At 64.3% G+C, this 21,802-nt stretch carries 20 protein-coding genes; 9 read left to right on the forward strand and 11 right to left on the reverse strand.

The genetic code is table 11. From position 1 onward, the window contains the following. Window positions 1–66: 66 nt before the first annotated feature. Complete coding sequence (locus J7655_RS00380) at window positions 67–966, forward strand: D-hexose-6-phosphate mutarotase (RefSeq protein ID WP_230926069.1); 900 nt, start codon at window positions 67–69, stop codon at window positions 964–966. Between the two features lie 175 nt (window positions 967–1,141). On the opposite strand, the gene J7655_RS00385 is transcribed toward J7655_RS00380, so the two are convergent. After that, on the reverse strand, window positions 1,142–2,803 hold the full coding sequence (locus tag J7655_RS00385; RefSeq protein WP_230926070.1) for a BCCT family transporter: 1,662 nt from the start codon (window positions 2,801–2,803) through the stop codon (window positions 1,142–1,144). A 292-nt stretch (window positions 2,804–3,095) separates the two neighbouring features. Between J7655_RS00385 and cls the strand changes: the two genes are divergently transcribed. Beyond that, window positions 3,096–4,535 (forward strand): cardiolipin synthase, encoded by a 1,440-nt coding sequence (gene cls / locus J7655_RS00390; protein ID WP_230927642.1) that lies wholly within the window; start codon window positions 3,096–3,098, stop codon window positions 4,533–4,535. A 123-nt stretch (window positions 4,536–4,658) separates the two neighbouring features. Beyond that, window positions 4,659–5,390, forward strand: coding sequence for a substrate-binding periplasmic protein (locus J7655_RS00395; protein WP_230926071.1), 732 nt, complete (start codon window positions 4,659–4,661; stop codon window positions 5,388–5,390). Window positions 5,391–5,635: 245 nt separating this feature from the next. Here the strand turns inward: J7655_RS00395 and J7655_RS00400 are convergent, their stop codons facing one another. The 4 genes from J7655_RS00400 to hemF form a co-directional block, all read right to left on the reverse strand. Further along, on the reverse strand, window positions 5,636–7,054 hold the full coding sequence (locus J7655_RS00400; RefSeq protein ID WP_230926072.1) for a DASH family cryptochrome: 1,419 nt from the start codon (window positions 7,052–7,054) through the stop codon (window positions 5,636–5,638). 175 nt (window positions 7,055–7,229) lie between these two features. Beyond that, window positions 7,230–7,598 (reverse strand): DOPA 4,5-dioxygenase family protein, encoded by a 369-nt coding sequence (locus J7655_RS00405; RefSeq protein ID WP_230927643.1) that lies wholly within the window; start codon window positions 7,596–7,598, stop codon window positions 7,230–7,232. Then, window positions 7,595–8,416, reverse strand: a complete 822-nt coding sequence (aroE, locus tag J7655_RS00410) for a shikimate dehydrogenase (protein ID WP_230926073.1) — start codon at window positions 8,414–8,416, stop codon at window positions 7,595–7,597. The genes J7655_RS00405 and aroE overlap by 4 nt, the downstream gene beginning before the upstream one ends. A 207-nt stretch (window positions 8,417–8,623) precedes the next feature. Further along, entirely contained in the window at window positions 8,624–9,532 is a 909-nt protein-coding gene (gene hemF, locus J7655_RS00415; protein WP_230926074.1) for an oxygen-dependent coproporphyrinogen oxidase, read from the reverse strand. Window positions 9,533–9,678: 146 nt separating this feature from the next. On the opposite strand from hemF, the gene J7655_RS00420 reads away from it, so the two are divergent. Beyond that, a complete protein-coding gene (locus J7655_RS00420) occupies window positions 9,679–10,656 on the forward strand; it encodes an NADPH:quinone reductase (RefSeq protein WP_230926075.1) in 978 nt (325 codons plus the stop codon). 86 nt (window positions 10,657–10,742) lie between these two features. Here the strand turns inward: J7655_RS00420 and tsaC are convergent, their stop codons facing one another. From tsaC to J7655_RS00435, 3 genes are all read right to left on the reverse strand, one after another. Continuing rightward, on the reverse strand, window positions 10,743–11,300 hold the full coding sequence (tsaC, locus tag J7655_RS00425; RefSeq protein ID WP_230926076.1) for an L-threonylcarbamoyladenylate synthase type 1 TsaC: 558 nt from the start codon (window positions 11,298–11,300) through the stop codon (window positions 10,743–10,745). 75 nt (window positions 11,301–11,375) lie between these two features. Then, window positions 11,376–12,494 (reverse strand): DNA-processing protein DprA, encoded by a 1,119-nt coding sequence (gene dprA, locus J7655_RS00430; RefSeq protein ID WP_230926077.1) that lies wholly within the window; start codon window positions 12,492–12,494, stop codon window positions 11,376–11,378. An 82-nt stretch (window positions 12,495–12,576) separates the two neighbouring features. Further along, window positions 12,577–13,614 carry a LysM peptidoglycan-binding domain-containing protein gene (locus J7655_RS00435; RefSeq protein ID WP_230926078.1) on the reverse strand — a complete coding sequence of 346 codons (1,038 nt, stop codon included), beginning with the start codon at window positions 13,612–13,614 and terminating at the stop codon, window positions 12,577–12,579. 153 nt (window positions 13,615–13,767) lie between these two features. Here J7655_RS00435 and def point away from each other — a divergent pair, with 153 nt between their 5' ends. The 5 genes from def to J7655_RS00460 all read left to right on the forward strand — a co-directional run bounded on the left by def (window position 13,768) and on the right by J7655_RS00460 (window position 18,675). Continuing rightward, a complete protein-coding gene (gene def, locus J7655_RS00440; protein WP_230926079.1) occupies window positions 13,768–14,274 on the forward strand; it encodes a peptide deformylase in 507 nt (168 codons plus the stop codon). Between the two features lie 211 nt (window positions 14,275–14,485). Beyond that, window positions 14,486–15,430: a methionyl-tRNA formyltransferase gene (gene fmt, locus J7655_RS00445; RefSeq protein WP_230926080.1), complete on the forward strand. Its 945-nt coding sequence runs from the start codon at window positions 14,486–14,488 to the stop codon at window positions 15,428–15,430. Beyond that, window positions 15,427–16,734: a 16S rRNA (cytosine(967)-C(5))-methyltransferase RsmB gene (gene rsmB / locus J7655_RS00450; protein WP_230926081.1), complete on the forward strand. Its 1,308-nt coding sequence runs from the start codon at window positions 15,427–15,429 to the stop codon at window positions 16,732–16,734. Before fmt ends, rsmB begins: the two co-directional genes overlap by 4 nt. A 161-nt stretch (window positions 16,735–16,895) precedes the next feature. Continuing rightward, window positions 16,896–18,269, forward strand: a complete 1,374-nt coding sequence (gene trkA / locus J7655_RS00455) for a Trk system potassium transporter TrkA (RefSeq protein WP_230926082.1) — start codon at window positions 16,896–16,898, stop codon at window positions 18,267–18,269. A 79-nt stretch (window positions 18,270–18,348) separates the two neighbouring features. Further along, window positions 18,349–18,675 carry a tetratricopeptide repeat protein gene (locus tag J7655_RS00460; RefSeq protein ID WP_230926083.1) on the forward strand — a complete coding sequence of 109 codons (327 nt, stop codon included), beginning with the start codon at window positions 18,349–18,351 and terminating at the stop codon, window positions 18,673–18,675. A gap of 152 nt (window positions 18,676–18,827) precedes the next feature. Here J7655_RS00460 and J7655_RS00465 read toward each other — a convergent pair whose 3' ends face one another. The 3 genes from J7655_RS00465 to J7655_RS00475 form a co-directional block, all read right to left on the reverse strand. Continuing rightward, on the reverse strand, window positions 18,828–19,478 hold the full coding sequence (locus J7655_RS00465; protein ID WP_230926084.1) for a 7-cyano-7-deazaguanine/7-aminomethyl-7-deazaguanine transporter: 651 nt from the start codon (window positions 19,476–19,478) through the stop codon (window positions 18,828–18,830). 230 nt (window positions 19,479–19,708) lie between these two features. After that, a complete protein-coding gene (locus J7655_RS00470; RefSeq protein ID WP_420850902.1) occupies window positions 19,709–20,215 on the reverse strand; it encodes a C40 family peptidase in 507 nt (168 codons plus the stop codon). A 321-nt stretch (window positions 20,216–20,536) separates the two neighbouring features. Continuing rightward, window positions 20,537–21,802, reverse strand: coding sequence for a virulence factor family protein (locus tag J7655_RS00475; RefSeq protein WP_230926086.1), 1,266 nt, complete (start codon window positions 21,800–21,802; stop codon window positions 20,537–20,539).

A 21,802-nucleotide genomic window follows, 5' to 3' on the forward strand; every position in this document is an offset into this window, starting at 1 on the left:
CTGTGACGGGCGTTTTGCTTCCAGGGTTGTCACATTAGCCGTCATCTATCTCAGCGAGAGGTCGTCATGAGCACCGCCCAAGTCGAACGCGTGGAACTGGATCAACTGACCTGCTGGCGCATTCGGGCTGCCGGCAGCGAATTGCTGGTGGCTCAACAGGGCGCGCAGATTCTCAGTTACCAACAGGGCGAGCAGCCGCCGCTAATCTGGCTGAGCCCACAGGCAGCCTACCAACGCGGACAAAGCGTGCGCGGTGGTGTGCCGCTGTGCTGGCCCTGGTTCGGTGACCTGCGGCGCAATCCGCAGGCGGTGCAGGCGCACTTTCACCTAGAGCAGGCGCCGGCTCATGGCCTGGTGCGCACGCTAGACTGGGAGCTGCTGGGCATTGAGGAGGAGGACGACGCCGTCACCCTGCGCTTCGCCTACGACACGCGCACTCAGCCGCTGGAAGGCTGGCCCCGAGACGCCGGCCTGACCTTTGTCGTGCGTGTGGCGCAGGACCTCGGCATGAGCCTGGAGACTCACAATCGCGGCAACACACCACTGACCCTGAGCCAGGCGCTACACAGCTACTTCGCCGTCAGTGACGTGCGCCAGGTCAAAGTCGAGGGGCTGCAGGCCTGTCGCTATATCGACACCCTGCAGGACTGGCAGGAGCTGCGTCAGCAGGACGACCTGAGGTTCAGCGCCGAGACGGATCGCATCTATCTCGATACCGCCGCACGACTGAGCATCATCGATCCGGGCTGGGGCCGACGCATCCACCTCGATAGCCGTGGTTCACGCTCGGCCGTGCTGTGGAATCCCTGGATCGACAAGGCCCGACGCCTCTCGCAGTTTCCCGCCGACGCCTGGCAAAACATGCTGTGCATCGAAACGGCCAATGTGCTGGAGGACGTCGTGCAGCTGAACGCTGGCGAACGGCATCGTCTGGAGCTGCGCCTTTCAAGCGAGCTGATCGGCTAAACATCGCATCCGCAGTGGCGCGGCGCTGCGAATCGCAAGCACGCCGCAAACCGGGCGCCTACCGAAGGCCGTGTTGGCAACTATTGTCCCTCTCCCATCAGTGGGAGAGGGACACAGCGCCACCGCCCTCAATGGAGAAGGTGGCGCGAAGCCCCGGATGAGGGGGTAGACGCGCTTAACGCGGCTCGCTCATCAGCCCCTTGACGATGGAAATACAACCCACCAGCAGTACCAGGGTGAACGGCAGCCCCGTCGACACAGCCATGGCCTGCAGCGCCACCAGGCCGCCGCCAAGCAGCAGGGCGATGGCGATGACGCCTTCGATGCTGGCCCAGAACACCCGCTGCACCACAGGCGCGTTGACCTTGCCGCCTGCGGTAATGGTGTCGATCACCAGGGAGCCGGAGTCCGACGAGGTGATGAAGAACATGATCACCAGGACGATGGCGATGAACGACATGATGCCGCTCAACGGCAGCTCACCGAGTAAAGCGAAGAGCTTCAGCTCCAGCGCCGCGTCGGCGACACCGTTCAAGCCGGCGCCGATCTGCTCGAAGGCGCTGCTGCCAAAGGTGGTCATCCACAGTACCGACACCAACGACGGCACCAGCAGCACGGCAATGAGAAACTCGCGCACGCTGCGGCCACGGCTGATACGGGCGATGAACATGCCGACGAACGGCGACCAGCTGATCCACCAGGCCCAGTAGAAGGCCGTCCAGCCTTGGGTGAAGTTGACGTCTTCACGGCCGACCGGGTTGGACAAGGCAGGCAGATGCATCAGGTAAGCGCCCAGGTTCTCGAAGAAGCCCAGGGCGATGGCCAGCGTCGGCCCGGCGATGACGACGAAGGCGAGCAGCAGGAAGGCCAGGAAGATGTTGATCTCCGACAGCCGACGCACGCCCTTGTCCAGGCCGGACACCACCGAGCACAGCGCTACCAGGGTGATGGCGATGATCAGCAGGACCTTGCTGGCGTTGTTCGCCTCGATCCCGAACAGGTGCTCGATACCACCGGCCGCTTGCTCCGCACCGATCCCGAGGGAGGTCACCAGGCCGAACAGGGTGGCGAATACCGCAAGGATATCGATCACATGGCCCGGCCAGCCCCAGACGCGCTCACCGAGAATCGGATAGAAGATCGAACGTACCGCCAGCGGCAAGCCTTTGTTAAAGGAGAACAGCGCCAGGGCCAGCGCGACGATGGCATAAATGGCCCAGGGGTGCAGACCCCAGTGGAAGATGGTCGCGGCCATGGCCAGGCTCTGCGCCTCGGCGGCATTGCCGGCGGCGCCCCCCAAAGGAGCCCAGTCGGTGCGCACGCCATTCTCCACGGTCACTCCGCCCATCGCGGCATTGAAGTGCGATACCGGCTCGGCGACACCGTAGAACATCAGGCCGATGCCCATGCCGGCGGCGAACAGCATGGCGAACCAGGTCAGGTAGGAAAAGTCGGGGGTCGCGTCACGACCACCGATGCGTACCCGCCCCAGCGGCGAGACGATCAGCCCCAGGCAAAGCAGGACGAAGATGTTCGCCGCACCGAGGAAGAACCAGGCCATATGGTGCGTCAGCCAGTCACGCAGCGCGGTGAACAGTGGTTCGACCTCGGTCTGTAGCGCGAGAGTGAGGATGACGAAGATCACCGCGACCAAGGCCGAAATGGTGAAGACCTTGCCGTGAATGTCGAGGGAAAGGACAAACTGACCTTTGATGTTGTCCTGACCGATGACGTAGTCGGTGTCGATCAGGTTGGCTTCGCCGGTTGGCGCCGGGATGCCTTCGTGGGTCTGTGCTGTGGATGACGGGGTCGTGTCATGTGAAGGGACGTTTCCCATACGTGGCGTACTCCTTGATGTGTTGTGGGCTCGCTAAGCCGAACGTGAACAGGACGGATGCCCTCCTCCAATTGAAAACGACCCACGAGCGGGTCGAACCGACAAGGGTAGCACATGAATTTGGCTCACCAAAAATTACAGACACATGAAATAGCTGAATAATTCCCTGGCACATGGCGATATGCCTGGCACTGCCACACTGCGAAACACCATGGCAGGATGCATGCAGAACGCTCTGCAACCGCCGTAGTCAGTAGCACACGACCTGTGCAAAGGAAGAGCCTGCATGCCTGTGGATTTCGGCATTCCCCATCTGTTCGCCTATCTCATCGCCGGTGTCCACGCGCTGGGCGTGCTGGCCGCCATCCATGCCGTACTGACCGTGCGCACCGCACAGGGCGCGCTGGCCTGGGGCCTGTCGCTGTTCTTCATGCCCTACCTGACGCTGTTGCCATACCTGATCTTCGGCCGCAGCCGCTTCGATGCCTACGTCAAGGCGCGGCGCCAGGCCGACAAGCAAATGCACCACGCCATGGCCGCGCTGGACTGGCGCCCCTGGGTCGAGGAAGCCAAGGCCGCGCACCTGTCGCCGGCCTACGAGCGCCTGCGCGCGCTGCCGCGTCTGTCGCATTTGCCGGGGCTGACCGGCAACCGCGTCGAACTGCTGATCGATGGCGAAGCCACCTTTGCGGCGATCTTCGCAGCCCTGGCCAGCGCCCAGCAGGTGATCCTGTTGCAGTTCTTCATCATCCGCGATGACAGCCTCGGTCGGCGTCTGCGCGACGTGCTGCTGGAGCGCGCCGCTGCGGGTGTACAGGTGCATGTGCTGTATGACGGCGTCGGCAGCCATGCGCTGTCCACCGCCTTCATCGAGCGCCTGCGCCGGGGCGGCGTGCAGGTACATGCCTTCCCCACCCGCGCTGGGTTGTTCAATCGCTTTCAGCTGAATTTCCGCAACCACCGCAAGATCGTCGTGGTCGACGGCGAAATCGGCTTTCTCGGAGGGCTCAACGTCGGCATCGAATACCTCGGCCAGAAGCCACCGTTGGCGCCCTGGCGCGACACCCACGTCGAAGTACGCGGCCCGGTGGTGGCCAGCCTGCAGGAAGCCTTCGCCGAAGACTGGTACTGGGCCTGCCAGGCGCTGCCGCCTCTGCTGCTGCCAAGCAAGCAGGACGAACCCGGCCAGCTCTGCCAGGTGATCGCCAGCGGCCCGGCCGACGCGCAGGAAACCTGTTCGCTGCTGTTCGTCGAAGCGATTCACGCCGCGCGCCAGCGAGTGTGGCTGAGCAGCCCGTACTTCATCCCCGACGAGGCGCTGTCCGCCGCGCTGCGCCTGGCCGTGATGCGCGGCGTCGATGTGCGTCTGTTGCTGCCGTCGCGCCCGGACCACCGCATCGTTTTCGCTGCCTCCAGCCTGTACGCCTTCGAGGCGCTGCGCGCCGGCGTGCGGGTGTTCCGCTACCAACCGGGCTTCCTGCATCAGAAGGCGCTGCTGATCGACCACGACGCCTGCGTGCTGGGCAGCGCCAACCTCGACAATCGCTCGTTCCGCCTGAATTTCGAGGCCAGCCTGCTGACCTTCGACGAAAGCTTCAACGCCCAGGTGGCGAACATGCTGGAGAATGATTTCAGCCGCTCGCGCGAACTGGTCAATGCCGACCGGCGCAACGTGCACCGCCTGCAGCAACTGGGCATGCGCGTAGCACGGCTGATTTCGCCGATTCTCTGAGCCCGCGATCAGGTAACGGGGTTCGCCTGCTCAGGGCAGCACGGAAACTTTGAACGGGCGCAGAGACGCAGCTATGGTTACCGAAGCCAACGCTTGTTCGCTGCCTGCGAGATCTTGCCCGTCATGAATAGATGCTCTGCCCTGCTGCTTGGTCTGTTCCTGTGCGCAATGCCCGTCCTGGCCCTGGAAGAGATTCGCGTCGGCGTCGAACTGCAGCCTTATGCGCCCTATTCCGAAGTGGTGGAGGGCGAATACCGTGGCTATGCCCGTGATCTGCTGGACGCCTTCGCCGCCGAGCATGGCTATCGCTTCGTCTATACACCGTTGCCGGTGCGGCGTTTGCTCAATGATTATCTCGCAGGCCGGGTCGACCTGAAGTTCCCCGACCATCCACAGTGGAACGCCGATCAGAAAACTGGCCATACCCTCCACTACAGCGATCCGGCTGCACCCTACGTCGACGGTATTCTGCTCAAGCCGCAATACCTGGGTCAGGGCATGCAGCGCATCGAGCGGCTCGGCACGCAGAACGGTTTTACACCCTGGCCTTACCTGACGGAGATCCACGCCGGGCGCATCCACCTGATCCAGGCCAACCAGATCGAATCCCTGCTGCGCATGGCCAGCAGCGACCGCGTCGACGCGGTCTACCTCAACCCCAAGGTGGTGGCGCACCATCTCGGGCAGATGGGCATGGCGACGGACAGCCTGGTTTACGACCCAACGCTGCCGCATGTGGAAGATCACTACTACCTGTCGAGCATTCGCCATCGGCAACTGATCGAGGCGTTCAATCGCTTCCTCGCAGAGCGTGCCGACCTGGTCACGGCGATACGTTTACGCCATGGCCTGTGACGCGGTGCGCTGGCGCTGTCCTGCACCGGCGAGTGACGCTTTCTGGCCCGGCTCGTGGAAGCCGACGCCGTAAACGCCGAACTAGGTCGAGTGGAACCGCTCGCCAGCAAAAAGGCAGACAGATTTGTTTTTGGCTGACGGCCCTGCGTCATCAATAAATCTGTCGCTCTTTTTCCTTCGAATGCGCCGGCAAGGCGCTCTACCGTACCAAGACCGAGGGACGCAACCAGGTCGAGCTGACGGGGTTAGACGACCGGCAGATAGGGCCGCCAGGTCTCCGGTATCTGCTCCAGGCGTGGATAGCGCATGGCCTCCAGCTGCCGCGCCGGGAGCAGGAAGGGCGTATGCCGCAGGTGCGCGGGCAGCGTATGCAGCTCCGGCATCCACAGGCTCACGTAGCGCGCATCCGCGTCATACTGGTATGCCTGGCGCAATACGTTGAACACACGGTTCTGCCGGGGATCGTTACCCACGCCAGCCAGATAGGCCCAGTTACCCCAGTTGCTCGCCGGGTCGTAGTCGAGCAGGTGCTCCTCGAACCACGCGGCGCCATGCCGCCAGTCCTGTTGCAGGTCATGCACCAGATAGCTGGCCACCACCTGCCGACCACGGTTGGACATGAAGCCGGTGGCGGCCAGTTCGCGCATGTTGGCATCGACGAAGGGCATGCCGGTACGCCCGGCACACCAGTGCTGGAAGCGCTCATCGAGGTTGCGCGGCGTGCGGGCAGCACCCTTCAGCCCGCCGGCCTTGAACAAGGCACTGCCATGGCGCACCAGCGTCCAGCGGAAGAAATCGCGCCAGAGCAACTCCACCCATAACCAGTGCGTGGAATCGTTGCGCCCGTATTGCGACTCGTGGCGCTGCAACTCGGCCACCACGCGCCGGGCCGAGAGACAGCCATTGGCCAGCCAGGGGGAAAACTTGGTGGAGTACTCGGTACCGACCAGGCCGTTGCGGGTGTCCTTGTACTGCCGCACGCCCTGGCTGTTCCACAGGTAATCACGCAGACGGGCCTGTGCGGCGGCCTCGCCACCAGAGAAAGGGAAGGCGCTGGCAGGCACCTTGGACGGCTCGCTCAGGCCGAGCTGAGCGAGAGTCGGTAATGGCTGCAGCAGATCGAGCGCAGCATCGGGCAGCGCTGGCAGCGCCGACGGCGCGGCGTGTGGCTGGAACACCCGTGAACGCCGTTCGCACAACTCGCGAAAGCGCGTGAAGACATGCGGCAGATCCTCGGGCGGGCAGGGCAGCTCCGCCTCTCGCAGCAGACCATTGCCGGGACATTCACGCAGCGGCACCACCCCCAGGGCATCACGCACGCGGCGCTGCAGGGCACGCTCTTCAGGCGCGATCTCGGCATGCGTCAGCACCTCCTGCACACCCAGACGCTCGACCAGTTGCGCGATCACCCGCTCTGGCTCGCCTTGCAGCACCAGCAGGCGAGAACCACGCTGACGCAGGGCGTCATCCAGCGCGCTAAGGCTTTCCAGCAGCAGGCGGGTGCGATGCACACCCTGGCGCCGAGTGCCCATGGGCCCCAAGCTCAATGTGCGGGGGTCGATCACGTACAGCGGTAACAGGCGCTCGCTCTTGAGCCCTGCCTGCAGGGCCGGATTATCGTCGAGACGAAGATCCTGTTTGAGCCACAGCAGCGAGGTCTGCATGCTTCACTCCTTCAGGGACGAGCCCCTGGTATATACGAATCGTCGGCGGATGCAAGGCCGCGGGCGGCTCTTTCGCCCAGACTGCTCGCCCTTGTTGCGGCACTTGCTGCCTCTGCGGCGCGCACTGACAAGTGGCCGAGGGCAAGGCGGTGGCACCATCGGCAAGACAGCAGCGTCAGGCCACGTCGGCATCCAGCACGCTGAGATCGAGAGGATGCGAACGCCCCAGCCACAAGGCCCAGTCACGATGATCGCGCAGCTCGAAGCCGGTGATCGGGTGCACCAGTACGTCGAGCCCTTCGCGGTGTTGCATCAGCCAGGGCAATAATTCGGCGAACAGCTCGGGACGGAAGGCTAGCTGGCAGCTCCAGCAGGGATGTGGCCCGACGAGTTGCTGATGCAGACGCCCCATTTTCAGCGGGAAGCGCTGCACCGCTGCTTCGCACAGGGCGCGAGCCTGCGGCAGCGTAGCGGCGTCGTAATAGACGTGGGCGTGGTAGCCTTGATTCTCGGCGGCGCAGTATCCGTCATCGCGCCTCCTCAGCCCGTCAGTTGACGGCGCAACTCGGCCAGCACTGGCGCAGTATCCGGGCGTACGCCACGCCACAGCTCGAAGGCCTCGGCGGCCTGCTCGACCAGCATGCCCAGGCCATCCAGGCAACGCGCCGCGCCCTGTTCGGCCGCCCAGCGGTTGAAGGCGGTCGGCTCCTTGGCATACATCATGTCGTAGCAGACCGTATGCCCAGGCTGGATCAGGCTCGGCGCAATCGGTGGCAACTCGCCACCGAGGCTGGCGGACGTGCCGTTGACGATCAGGTCCACCGGCGCGTCGATCCAGTCGAAGCCGGTGGCCACCAGTGGGCCGAGGTCGGCAAATTCACGCACCAGTTGCTCGGCCTTGGCCACGGTGCGGTTGGCGATCACCAGCACCGCCGGCTTCTGGGCCAGGAAGGGTTCGAGCACACCGCGCACGGCACCGCCGGCACCGAGCACGAGGATGCGCTTGCCGGCCAGGGCAAAGCCGGCGTTGTCCTGCAGGTCACGGGTCAGCCCGGCACCATCGGTGTTGTCACCGAGCAGGCGGCCATCTGCCAGTTTCTGCAGGGTATTCACCGCGCCAGCGCGGCGGGCGCGTTCGGTGAGCTCGTCGGCCAGGCGAAAGGCCTCTTCCTTGAACGGCACGGTGACATTGCCGCCCAGACCGTCGGCAAAAAAGGCGCGGGCGTCGCCGACGAAGTCATCCAGCGGCGCCAGGCGCGCATCGTAGGTCAGCGCCTGGCCGGTCTGCTCGGCGAACAGGCGGTGAATCAGCGGTGATTTGCTGTGGCCGATGGGGTTGCCGAAGACGCAGTAGCGATCCATGGAAAGTCCTGTAACGGTAGAAATCTACGAAACTAACGCCGTCTTGTAGGAGCCCCGCCTCGGGGCGAAGCCTTTGCTTTACCTCGGTAGCACACGCCGCCGTCATTCGCTGCGGGGCGCAGCTCCCACAAAAGAATTCGTAGCCCGGATGAAATCCTGGAGCGGTCGATAAGTGCCCCGGATTGCATCCGGGCTACGCGAAAAAGCTTATGCCAGCCAATCACGATCGGTGAGGAAATACTCGGTCAGGCGCGCCTCGATGCTGCCCGGCTCGGGTTTCCAGTCATAGCCCCAACGCACATGCGGCGGCAGCGACATGAGGATCGACTCGGTGCGCCCACCGGATTGCAGGCCGAACAGGGTGCCACGATCGAACACCAGGTTGAACTCCACGTAACGACCACGACGGAAGGCCTGAAACTCACGTTCACGCTCACCGAACGGCGTCAGCTTGCGCCGCCGGACGATGGGCAGGTAGGCCTCGAGGTAGGCATCGCCGATGGCGCGCATGAAGGCAAAGCTGGTGTCGAAGTCCCATTCGTTGAGGTCGTCGAAAAACAGCCCGCCAATGCCACGCGGCTCGCCGCGATGCTTGAGGTGGAAGTAGCGGTCGCACCAGGCTTTGAACTTGGGATAGACCTCGGAACCGAACGGCGCGCAAGCGTCGTGCGCGACCTGATGCCAGTGCACGCAGTCTTCTTCGTTGGCGTAGTAGGGCGTGAGGTCGAAGCCGCCACCGAACCACCACACCGGCTCTTCGCCGGCCTTCTCGGCGCTAAAGAAGCGCACATTGGCGTGCGAAGTGGGCACGTAGGGGTTTTCCGGGTGGATCACCAGCGACACACCAAGCGCCTGGAAGCCACGACCGGCCAGCTCGGGACGATGGGCGCTGGCCGACGGCGGCAGGCTGTCGCCGAACACATGAGAGAAATTCACCCCGCCTTTTTCGATCAGCGCACCATTCTCGATCACCCGCGTACGCCCGCCGCCACCGGCCGGACGCTGCCAGGCGTCCTCGGCGAACACGGCCTGGCCGTCCTCGGCTTGCAGGGCGGAACAGATACGGTCTTGCAGGTCGAGCAGATAAGCCTTCACGGCTTCGGTACGGTCAGTCACGGCGGCACCTTGATCGGGGAGCGGGTCGAAATCGGCGGGCAGCATAGCATCCAGCCAGGGGCATCCGCAGTTGACGTCGGTCAATCGAGAGGTTTGGATAGCCCCTTTCGCCGCGTGCAGCGGCTTGAACAAACAAGGATTCCGAGATGGCCAAGCGTATCGAGTTCAGCCAGCACGGCGGCAGTGACGTGCTGCAGTACCGCGACTATCAACCGGCAGCTCCGGGCCCGCGCGAGGTGCGCGTCGCCAACCAGGCCATTGGCCTGAACTTCATCGACACCTATTTCCGCAGCGGCCTGTATGTGCCACCGGCGCTGCCGTCGAGCCTGGGCACCGAAGGCGCCGGCGTGGTCGAGGCCGTCGGCAGCGAGGTCGAAGGTTTTGCCGTGGGTGATCGCGTTGCCTACGCCACCGGCCCGCTGGGTGCTTATAGCGAGCTGCACGTATTGCCCGCCGACAAGCTGATGAAACTGCCGGACAGCATCAGCTTCGAGCAGGCGGCTGCGGTGATGCTCAAGGGTCTGACGGTGCAGTACCTGTTGCGCCAGACCTACGAACTCAAGGGCGGCGAGACCATCCTGTTCCACGCGGCTGCCGGCGGCGTTGGCTCCTTCGCCTGCCAGTGGGCCAAGGCGCTGGGTGTGCAGCTGATCGGTACCGTCAGCTCGGCGGAGAAGGCGGCGCGGGCCAAGGAGCAGGGCGCCTGGGCGACAATCGACTACAGCCATGAGAACGTCGTGCAGCGCGTGCTGGAACTGACCGACGGCGCCAAGTGCCCGGTGGTCTACGACGGCGTCGGCAAGGACACCTGGGAAACTTCGCTGGACTGCGTGGCGCCACGCGGCCTGCTGGTCAGCTTCGGCAACGCCTCCGGCGCCGTCACTGGGGTCAACCTGGGCATCCTGGCGCAGAAGGGCTCGCTGTACGTCACCCGCCCGACCCTGGCCGGCTACGCCACCAGCGCACAGCGCCTGCAGGCCATGGCCGACGAGCTGTTCGGCATGATCGCCAGCGGCAAACTGCAGGTGGAAATCAGCAACCGCTACGCCCTGAAGGACGCCGCCGCCGCGCAGGATGCGCTGAGCTCAAGGCAAACCACCGGCTCGACCATTCTGTTGCCTTGAGAGCCCGTAGCCCGGATGAAATCCGGGGCCAATCCCGCCCCCCGGATTGCAGCCGGGCTACGAAGTCGAGCGAGCCGGGCACGTGATCAGGACGGGCGAATCACATCGCCCGTACGCAGGTCGCGGATCAGGCTGGGGTTCTTGCGCCCGCCCAGGGCGCCGCCGAGCACCTTGTCCAGCTCACCGGGGAAGTACTGCTCGACGCGCAAGCGTGAACGCGCCGAAGGGCGCCCCGCCGGGTTGGCCGAGGTGGAGATCAGCGGCCCGGTGTAGCGGCACAACGCGCGAACCAGCGGATGATCGCTGACGCGCAGGGCCACGGTGTCGTGCTCACCGGTAACCCACTCGGGCAGACGGTTCTGATGTGGCACCAGCCAGGTATTCGGACCAGGCCAGCTGCCGGCCAAACGTTGCAGCCAAATCTCCGGCAGATCATCGAGCAGGAAGTCGAACTGTTCGATGTCATCAGCCACCAGAATCAGCCCCTTGTGCATGGGCCGCTCCTTGAGCGCCAGCAAGCGGTCCACCGCCTCGCCGTTCCACGGATCGCAACCCAAGCCCCAGACTGCCTCGGTCGGATAGGCAATCACGCCCCCCTCACGTACCACTCGCGCCGTTTGCTGTATCTGCCAGTTGCTGGCCATCACCTGTCTCCTGCGGAACTGATGGCCGGCAGTCTATCCAAGCCCATCATTGCCTGCCACGGCCTCAACAGGCGGTTAACGACTGCGCGCCAACCAGCGGCCCGCTTCGTTGCAGACCAGCCCGTCGAGTTCCAGCTCGGTCAAGGCCGCCAGCACCTGCGTCAGCGGCCAACCGCAGGCCTGCACCAATGCTTCGGTGCTGTGCGGCGCGGCATGCAGCAAGTCCAACAATGGATGCTCGATACGGCCAGCAGGTGCCGTCACCCGGGATTCGACAGTGGGCGCCTGCCAGCCACGCAGGGCTTCAAGGATATGCTCGATGCTTTCCACCAGCGTGGCGCCATCGCGGATCAACTGGTGACAGCCCCGCGCACCGGGGTGATGGATGGAGCCGGGAATGGCATAGACCTCGCGCCCCTGTTCGGCGGCCAGGCGCGCGGTGATCAGCGAGCCACTGGAGGGGCTGGCTTCGACCACCAGCACGCCCAGCGACAAGCCGCTGATGATTCTGTTGCGCCGGGGAAAGTTGCTCGCCTGTGGCGCACAATCCAGCGGTAACTCGGAAACCAGCGCGCCACCCTGTTCGACGATCCGCGCCGCCAACCCGACATGCCGACGCGGATACAGGCATTGCAAGCCGGTGCCCAGCACGGCAATCGTTTTGCCGCCGCCGTCCAGCGCGCCCTGATGCGCGGCGCCGTCGATGCCCAACGCCAGGCCACTGGTGATGACGAAACCACCGCCCGCCAGGCTGCGGGCAAAGGCCCGCGCGTTATCCAGGCCGGGCTGCGAAGCGCGCCGACTGCCGACCATGGCCAGTTGCGGTGCCTCCAGCACACCGGGATCGCCAGCGACGAACAGCAGCGGCGGTGCATCCGCCAACTCGGCAAGCAGGGCGGGGTAGGCTGGATCGTCCCACAGCAGCACCTGCTGATCAGGCTCATCCAGCCACTGCAGCGCCGCGCGCGCCCGCTCGCGGATGCTTTCACTGCGCCGCTGCTCGGCACAGATGGCAGGCAAGCCCAACGCCCGCCAGGCGCTGGCCGGTGCAGCAAGCGCCGCCGAAGCGCTGTCGAAGGCACTCAGCAGTTTGCGAAAGCGTCGCGGCCCCAGCTCCGGCAGCAGATGCAGACGCAAACGGGCTTCGAGCTCAGCAGGAGAGATGGAGAAAGCAAGCGGAGAGGGTATGGACATGGCGACTCCTCCCTGAAACGTGACGCCGCCATCCTGACGGCCAGAAAACACAAGCCCCGCACTGGGCGGGGCTCGTTGGGTATTACGGGTTGCGAACCTTGTCCATCACCGCCAGTTGGCGACTGGCCTGCAGGACCAGGCCATAGCTGAGCTTGTCATAGGTGCGGAACACCATCAGCAGGCCGGAACGCTCGTCGGGAATCTTCACGCTTTCGCCGGTGACACGGTCGCGCACGGTTTCGCCGGTCTTGTAGATGGCCAGCACGTTGCCGATTTCCAGACCATCGCGAGCACCTTTATTCAGGGTCACCACATCGAACTGGCCGATCTGGGTCACGCCACGCGGGACGTCGAGGATCAGACCGTTGATCTCGCTGGTCGGCTCGTTGGGCATGAAGGTGGAGTTGATCGCACGCTCTTCGGTAGGGAACAGGCGGTCACCGATGCGCACTTCCTGAGTCGAACGGCTCAGGACGAGGGTACCGATATCACCTTCCTCGGCGACGACTTCGCCGGTGCCAATGTCATCGGCGTTGATACCGAGGAATTCCTGAGTATCCGGATCCACGTAGGTCTTGCCCTGGCGGAAGATGCCGTAGATCGGATGAGCCTCGTCGAACTGACCACGCGCGTAAACGCGATCACCGGCGCCGCTGACCACACGCTCGGCGTTACCGGCGACAACGTAGGGCTTGCCGTTGAACTCCTCCGGCGTGTTGACGATACGGTTGCTCAGCAGGAAGCTGTTGATCGCCTCCAGCGGAATGGTCGGGATCGCCTCGGCCATCGGCGTACTGCGCACCTGTGGCGACAGCTTGATGGTGCCGCGCGACTCGCCACGATTGAGCATCAGACGCGGCTGACCATCGATATAGACCAGATTGAGGGTGTCACCGGGATAGATCAGATGCGGGTTGGCCACCTGCGGGTTGGCATGCCAGATCTCCGGCCACTTCCACGGCTGGCTGAGGAATTTACCGGAGATGTCCCAGAGCGTATCGCCCTTGACCACGGTGTAACGGTCCGGGTGACCGTCCTTGAGTTGCACTGCGGCCTGAGCCAGGCAGGTCAGGGCCATTCCGCCGGCTGCAAAGAGCAGGGCGAGTAGTGATTTCCTCATACGGTGAATCCCTTTATTATGTGCCTTCACGTGAAGCGCCCTAGCGCCGCGTGCCAAACCCGCTGATTCCGCGGCGTGAAGCCGTTTTTCAATGCTGTTCATCATCTTAGCAGCGGATTTTGACTTTATTCTACAAGTGCATCACAAACGCATATGGCGATCCTGAATATCCTCGAATTTCCTGATCCACGCCTGCGTACCATCGCCAAACCGGTGGACGTCGTGGACGACTCCATCCGTCAACTGGTCGACGACATGTTCGAGACCATGTATGACGCACCAGGTATCGGCCTGGCCGCGACGCAGGTCAACGTGCACAAGCGCGTGGTGGTCATGGACCTGTCCGAGGACAAGTCCGAGCCACGGGTGTTCATCAACCCCGAGTTCGAATCGCTGACCGACGAGATGGACCAGTACCAGGAAGGCTGCCTGTCGGTGCCCGGCTTCTACGAGAACGTCGACCGCCCGCAAAAGGTCCGGATCAAGGCGCTGGATCGTGATGGCCAGCCTTATGAGCTGATCGCCGAAGGCCTGCTGGCCGTGTGCATCCAGCACGAGTGCGATCACCTCAACGGCAAGCTGTTCGTCGACTACCTGTCCAACCTCAAGCGCGACCGCATCAAGAAGAAGCTGGAAAAACAGCATCGTCAGCGCGCTTGATCCACTTATTCCTAGGGCTTGCGTAGCAGGTCGCATGGAAACGTCACGAGCGAAGGTTAGGCAAGGCGAAAACAGGCGAGGAACGGTCGGAGTCGCGTTCGACTTTACGAGCTGTAAATGAGCAGTCCGAGTCTGTTTTCAACGCGGCCTAACCAAGCGCAGTAGTTTCCATGTGACCTGCCAGGCAAGCCTTTTTCTTTAGTGACCGCCCATGTCTGACTCATTGCGTATCGTCTTTGCCGGCACTCCGGAATTTGCCGCCGAGCACCTCAAGGCCTTGCTGGCCAGTCGGCACCATATCATCGCCGTCTACACCCAGCCGGATCGCCCCGCCGGTCGCGGCCAGAAGCTGATGCCGAGCCCGGTCAAGCAACTCGCCGTCGAGCATGGCATCCCGGTCTACCAGCCGGCCAGCCTGCGCAACGAAGAGGCCCAGGCCGAGCTGGCGGCGCTCAAGCCGGATCTGATGGTGGTGGTCGCCTATGGCCTGATCCTGCCGCAGGTGGTGCTCGACACCCCGCGCCTGGGCTGCATCAACAGCCACGCCTCCTTGCTCCCGCGCTGGCGTGGCGCCGCGCCGATCCAGCGCGCGGTGCAGGCCGGCGATCTTGAATCCGGCGTCACCGTGATGCAGATGGAAGCCGGCCTCGACACCGGGCCGATGCTGCTCAAGGTCAGCACACCGATCAGCGCTAGCGACACCGGTGGCAGCCTGCACGACCGCCTCGCCCAGCTCGGCCCGCAGGCGGTGCTGCAGGCTATCGAGGGCCTGGCTGCTGGCACGCTCACAGGTGAGGTGCAGGACGATGCCCTGGCCAACTACGCCCACAAGCTGAACAAGGACGAAGCGCGCCTGGACTTCAGCCGCCCGGCCGTGGAACTGGAGCGCCTGGTGCGCGCCTTCCATCCCTGGCCGATCTGCCACACCACGCTGAACGGCGAGGCGTTGAAGGTGCATGCGGCAGAGCTGGGCGAGGGCAGTGGTGCCCCCGGCAGCATTCTCGCCGCTGACAAGAGCGGCCTGACCGTGGCCTGCGGCGACGGCGCGCTGCGCCTGACTCGTCTGCAATTACCCGGCGGCAAGCCGCTGGCCTTCAGTGACCTGTACAACAGCCGTCGCGAGCAGTTCGCCCCCGGTCTGGTGCTCGGTCAATGAACCCGCGTCTGGCCGCCGCACGTGCCCTGACTGCCGTACTGTCCGGCAAGGCCTCGCTGGGCAGCAGCCTGCCGCCGCAGCTGGACAAGGTCGAACACCACGACCGTGCCCTGGCCCAGGACCTGGCTTTCGGCGCCGCGCGCTGGCAACCGCGCCTGCAACTGCTGGCCGAGAAACTGCTGGAAAAGCCCTTCAAGGCCGCCGACAAGGATGTAGAAGCGCTGCTGCTGATCGGCCTCTATCAGTTGCTGCACAGCCGCATCCCCGAACATGCCGCCATCGGCGAAACGGTCGGCTGCGCTGGCGCGCTGAAAAAGCCCTGGGCCAAGGGCCTGCTCAACGCCGTGCTGCGCCGCGCCCAGCGCGAACATGAAGCGATTTTCGCCGAACTGGATCGCGATCCGGTGCTGCATAGCGCGCACCCACGCTGGCTGCAGAAAGCGCTCAAGGCGCATTGGCCACAGCACTGGCAAGCCATCTGCGCCGCCAATAACGCCCATCCGCCGCTGATCCTGCGGGTCAATCGCCGCCATGGCAGCCGCGACGCCTATCTGATCGAGCTGCGCACTGCCGGTATCGCCGCCGAGCCCTGCACCTATAGCCGCGACGGCGTGCGCCTGCTGCAGCCCTGTGATGTGACCACCTTGCCCGGCTTTAAGGACGGCCGCGTCAGCGTGCAGGACGAGGCTGCGCAACTGGCCGCCGACCTGCTCGAACTGGCGCCCGGCCAACGCGTGCTGGACGCCTGTGCCGCACCGGGTGGCAAGACCTGCCACCTGCTGGAAGTCGAACCGGCGCTGGCCGAAGTGGTCGCTGTCGATCTGGAAGCCAAACGCCTGGCGCGCGTTCGCGAAAACCTCGACCGCCTGCAACTCGACGCCACCCTGATCGCCGCCGACGGTCGTGACACTGGCGCCTGGTGGGACGGCCAGCCGTTCCAGCGCATCCTGCTCGACGCGCCCTGTTCGGCCACCGGGGTGATCCGCCGCCACCCGGACATCAAGCTGACGCGCAAGCCCGAGGACATTCCCGCGCTGGCACACCTGCAGGGTGAGCTGCTCGATGCCCTGTGGCCGACCCTGGCCCCCGGCGGCATCCTGCTTTACGCCACCTGCTCGGTGCTGCCAACGGAAAACAGCGAGACCATCGCCGCCTTTCTCGCCCGCACCGCCGACGCGCAGGAAGTGGCCATCGCCGGCGACTTCGGCCTGCAGCCCGGCCATGGCCGCCAGTTGCTGCCACAGCTGGACGGCCACGACGGCTTTTACTATGCCAAGCTGATCAAAAGGCCACAGGTACTCTGAAATAGTCGTCATTACTCGCTGCGCTCGCCCTATTCGGGCCGCACTTAAGTGCGTTCAGCGCAAGCGCTGTCCCGCGAAGGCGGGAACGCAGATAACCTAAGCACCTGGGCTCCCGCCTTCGCGGGAGTGACGGTTGCCAATATTTCCAACGGAGCGTATCGGTGAAGATCATCATTCTCGGCGCCGGCCAGGTGGGCGGCACCCTGGCGGAACACCTCGCCAGCGAAGCCAACGACATCACCGTGGTCGACACCGATGGCGACCGCCTGCGCGATCTCGGCGACCGCCTGGATATCCGCACCGTGCAGGGCAAGGGCTCGTTCCCCACGGTGCTGCGCCAGGCCGGCGCCGACGATGCCGACATGCTGGTGGCGGTAACCAACAGCGACGAAGTCAACATGATCGCCTGTCAGGTGGCCTACACCCTGTTCCACACGCCGACCAAGATCGCCCGCGTACGCGAGGCGGCCTATCTGACCCGCGAGGCGCTGTTCGACAACGAAGCGATTCCGGTCGACGTGCTGATCAGCCCCGAGCAGGTGGTGACCAACTACATCAGACGCCTGATCGAATACCCCGGCGCCCTGCAGGTGATCGACTTCGCCGAAGGCAAGGCCCAGCTGGTGGCGGTCAAGGCCTACTACGGCGGCCCGCTGGTCGGCCAGCAGCTGCGCCAGTTGCGCCAGCACATGCCCAACGTCGACACCCGCGTGGCCGCCATTTTCCGCCGCAACCGGCCGATCATGCCCAAGGGCGACACCATCATCGAGGCCGATGACGAGGTGTTCTTCATCGCGGCCAAGGCACATATCCGCGCGGTGATGAGCGAGATGCGCCGCCTGGAAGACAGCTACAAGCGCGTGGTCATCGCCGGCGGCGGCAATATTGGCGAACGTCTGGCCGAGGCCATCGAAAGCCGCTACCAGGTGAAGATCATCGAGATGAACCCGGCGCGCTGCCGCTACCTGTCGGAAAGCCTCGACAGCACCATCGTCCTGCAGGGCAGCGCCTCGGATCGCGACCTGCTGGTGGAAGAGAACATCAACGACGCCGACATCTTCCTCGCCCTGACCAACGACGACGAAGCCAACATCATGTCGTCGCTGCTGGCCAAACGCCTCGGCGCGCGCAAGGTGATGACCATCATCAACAACCCGGCCTACGTCGACCTGGTGCAGGGCGGCGAGATCGACATCGCCATCAGCCCGCAGTTGGCGACCATCGGCACCCTGCTGACCCACGTCCGTCGTGGCGATATCGAAAGCGTGCACAGCCTGCGCCGTGGCGCGGCGGAAGCGCTGGAAGTGATCGCCCATGGCGATGCCAAATCGAGCAAGGTGATCGGCCGCGCCATCGAGGACATCGCCCTGCCGCCGAGCACCACCATCGGCGCCATCATCCGTCACGAGGAAGTGCTGATCGCCCATGACAGCACGGTGATCGAGTCCGGCGACCATGTGATCCTGTTCGTGGTCGACAAGAAATACATTCGCGATGTCGAGCGCCTGTTCCAGGCCGGTCTGACCTTCTTCTGAGTCCCGGATTACATCCGGCTACCAGCGCGTAGCCCGGATGAAATCCGGGGAGGCCCACCATGACGATGCAGGAGCCGAAATGAGTACAGATGCGCTGAAAAAGATGCTGGCCAAGGGCATGGACAACGCCCTGCTGCGCTTCGGCCTGGGCAAGGCCCACCTGGATGGTGGTAACGCCGCCCAGGCTGCCGAGCACCTGCAACGTTGCGTCGAATTCGACCCCGGCTATTCCGCTGCCTGGAAACTGCTGGGCAAGGCGCTGCAGGCCAAGGGCGACGCCGAAGGTGCACGCCAGGCCTGGCAACAAGGCCTCAAAGCCGCCCAGGCCAAAGGCGACAAGCAGGCCGAGAAGGAAATGAGCGTGTTTCTGCGCAAGCTGGACAAGCCGGCGAGCAATCGCGGCTAAAGCCCCTCCCACAAGCTCTCTAATACCCCGTGGGAGGCGCTTCAGCGGCGAGTATTTTACGGCCGACTCAGCCGCGTAGCCCGGATGCAATCCGGGGCGGTTCCGGCAGTATGTCCCCGGATTGCATCCGGGCTACGCAGTTGCGATGCGACTCAGGCGGTCGCGGTACGCTGCGGCAGAGCCCGCACGATGGCGCTGAGCAGCATGCCGTATAGCGGCACGAAGAGGATCAGGCTGATGGCCAGTTTGATCACGTAGTCCACTGTGGCGATCTCCACCCAGTTGGCGGCCATGAACGGATCGTCGCTGCGCCAGAAGGCCACCGAGAAGAACAGGTAGGTATCGAGCAGGTTGCCGAGGATGGTCGAGGCGGTCGGCGCAATCCACCACTGGCGCATCTGCCGCAGGCGGTCGAACACCTGAATGTCCAGCAACTGACCGAAGGCATAAGCGAGGAAGCTGGCCACGGCGATGCGGAAGACGAACAGGTTGAACTCGCCCAGCGCCGCCAGGCCGCCAAAGGCGCCTTCATGGAACAGTACCGATACCACGTAGGAAGCGACCAAAGCCGGCAGCATGACGCGGGCAATCACCACCCGCGCCGCATGCTTGCCGATCAGGCGCACGGTCAGGTCGGTGGCCAGGAAGATGAACGGGAAGCTGAACGCGCCCCAGGTGGTATGCCAGCCGAACAGGGTGATCGGCAGCTGCACCAGGTAGTTGCTGGCGATGATGATGAGGATGTGGAAGGCGATCAGGCCGGCCAGCACGAGTCGGCTGACCGACGCGGGAATCAGGGTCATGTCTGTGTCCTTTTTCGTAGAGTGGGGTTAGGGAACCCACTGCCGCCGCCGACATGGCCGCGAGCGGCGCGCATTCTAGCGCCATCCTGACTTGCGGGATAGGTTTTCCGGCGCCAGACCCAAGCGGCCGGATGAAAGGTCACGCCTTCACCGCATGCTGATTGGATCAGCCCACTCGCACCTGCCGGGGTAAGGAGCAAGCACCCGCTCGCAAACGCGCAATCGCAGAGTCAAGCCTGCGCCACGACCCGCTTGGCCAGCTGGAAATGGCGCTGCCAATACGCGTTGTTCAGGCGGTCGATGCGCACCTTGGTACCGCGACGTGGCGCATGGACGAAACGACCGTCGCCGATGTAGATGGCCACATGATCCACCGAGCGGCTGCGAATGCGGAAAAACAGCAAGTCACCCGGCTGCAGGTCACTACGCTTCACCGAGGGCGCATCCAGACGTGACAGCTCGCGCGAGGTGCGCGGCAGTTCAAGATCTGCCTGGGTCTTGAAGGCGTACTGCACCAAACCGCTGCAATCGAAACCATGGTGCGGGCTGGTGCCGCCCCAACGATAGGGTGTACCCAGTGCACCGAGGGCACGGTCGATCACTTCACGGGCAGGTTCTGGCTCGGCCGCCTGGGCGCTGGCGGGGACGGTGTACATGCGAAAAGAGGCAGAGGCTTGGCTGCAGATGCCCAGTAAAAGAACGCCTCCCAGACAGAATGACATGAAGAACTTATTCAAACGCGGTGACCCTGGTGACAGCCTTGGTGCAGAAGTCCTTCCCAATCAAGGCATTGCATCGGAAACGAGCCTCCTGCCCGTCCCGGTGACGGACTGCCAGAAAAAGCCTTGAGTTCATTTTCATGCAGCACGGGTCGACGAACGGTTTTTCGCTGATCAGCGCGGATAGCCGCCAGATAGCCTCTGTTTACTCTCACAACACTGCTCGGATAGCTGCCAGGTCAACCTTGCGCAGGAGCCGCCCACAGACAATCGCAGCCTCGCCATTGAACTGACTACCACGGCCTCTGCGCCGCGTTTAGTAGGTATGCGCCCGCGAGACTAACGCGGCTGCCGCGCCTTGATCGCCGCCAGCATCTTCTGCGCCAGGGCGGCGTAGTCACCGTCGAAGTGGTGGCCGCCCTCGATCATCAGCTGCTCCCCCGGGGCACCGGCTTCGGTACAGCCGCTTTCAGCCGCTTCCTCGCTGCCGTAGATGCAATACACCTTGGCTGCCGGCACCCCGCGCAGTTCGGGGCCGGTCGGCGCCTCCGCACCATCCTTGCCAAGCCAGCCGCTGACGGCGATCTCGAAACTGCCGCTGCGGGCAAAGGCCAGCAGCAGCATGGCATCGACCTGCTGCTGATCACTGGCCGGCAGGCGGTTGTAGATCGCCGGCAGCACGTCGGCGCCAAAGGAGTAGCCGGCCAGCACGAAGCGCTTGATATGCCACTTGTCGCGGTATTGCTGCATCAGCCGCGACAGGTCGGCGGCGCTTTGCTCCGGGCTCTTGTGCTGCCAGTAGTAGCGCAGGGTGTCGATGCCCACCACCGGATAACCGGCAGCGGCCATGTGTTCGGCCGAGGCGCGGTCGAGATCGCGCCAGCCACCATCACCGGAATAGAACAGGGTCAGGGTATCGGCCGTTTGCGCCGAGGGGTGCTCGATCACCGGCATCGCCGCGCCCTGTCCGGCGAGCAAATGCTGCAACTGCTCGGCCAGCAGCGTTGGCAGCGGCGTTGGCAGCGGCGTGCCCAGCGCGCCGATGCGTGGCTCGCCGTTAGCCTGTTCACGCAGGAAGCGGGCGTTGTCGTCACCAGGGTTGTCGTTCCACAGGGCGATCCAGTGACCGTGCTCGGCCTTGTTCGGCAAGGGCTCGGCGCAATCGGGCTTGGCCAGATCGAATCCGACCGACAACGCCTGAGCCTCATCGCTCTGCTGCGCCGCCAGCCAGCGCCAGGCCGAGGCCGCCGCCGGGCCGATACCGGCGACCAGGGTCGGTGCACCGCCCAGTTGTTCGCTGGCCTGACGGATCAGTTGCTGTTGCGCCTGGCAGTCGCCAGACGGGAAGGGCAGTTGCAACAAACGCAGATCACCGGCTTCGGCAAGACGGCGCAGCGTGGCTTCATCCAGCGCCTGATCAGCCGGTGCAATCAGCAGCACGCGCTGGCGCGCCTCGCCCTGGCTGAGCAACTGCACCGGTTGCCCCTGGATTTGCAGCGTCTGCAAATGCACGGCCGTCTGCATCGACCACCACCAGATCAACGCTGCGGCGCCCAATGCTGCAACCAGCAACACCAGACCCAGCCTCCTTGTCGTCCTGCTCAT

Source organism: Pseudomonas wenzhouensis (assembly GCF_021029445.1).
Lineage (GTDB): Bacteria > Pseudomonadota > Gammaproteobacteria > Pseudomonadales > Pseudomonadaceae > Aquipseudomonas > Aquipseudomonas wenzhouensis.